This window comes from Variovorax sp. VRV01, assembly GCF_014852545.1.
In the GTDB taxonomy this organism is placed as follows: domain Bacteria; phylum Pseudomonadota; class Gammaproteobacteria; order Burkholderiales; family Burkholderiaceae_C; genus Variovorax; species Variovorax beijingensis_A.
The window spans coordinates 1-551 of the sequence record NZ_JACVBS010000059.1; the positions used below are offsets into that span (position 1 = coordinate 1).

Below are 551 nucleotides of genomic sequence, written 5' to 3' on the forward strand. Positions count from 1 at the left end.
CCCATCTTCTGGTAGATGGCCACCATGGCCTCGATGTCGCCCACGCCGTCCTTGAAGCCCACGAGGTTCGGGTTGCGCTCGGCCAGCGCGGCCAGCGTCTCGGGCTTGAGGCGGCTGGTGGCGCGGTTGTAGACGATCACGCCGAACTTCACGCTCTTGCACACGGCTTCCACGTGCGCGGCCAGGCCTTCCTGGCCGGCTTCGGTCAGGTAGTGCGGCAGCAGCAGGATGCCGTGCGCGCCGGCCTTCTCGGCCGCCTGCGCGCACTGGATCGCAAAGCGCGTGGGGCCGCCGGCGCCCGCAATGATGGGCACCACGCCGCGGCAGGTGTCGACCGCGGTCTGGATGATGCCGGGGTACTCGTCGCCGGTCAGCGAGAAGAACTCGCCGGTGCCGCCGGCCGCGAACAGCGCGCTCGCGCCGTAGGGAGCGAGCCATTCGAGACGCTGCTCGTAGCCCTTCTTGTTGAAGTCCCCGTTCGCGTCGAAGTCGGTCAACGGGAACGAGAGCAGGCCGGAGCCCATGATGGATTTGAGTTCTTGAGGGTTCAT

General features: G+C 67.7%; 1 protein-coding gene. It reads right to left on the reverse strand.

All coding sequences use genetic code 11. The annotated features are described in order from the left end of the window. Window positions 1–551, reverse strand: a 551-nt coding sequence (locus tag IB278_RS33585; RefSeq protein WP_192328854.1) for a dihydrodipicolinate synthase family protein, incomplete at both ends; no start/stop codon positions are given.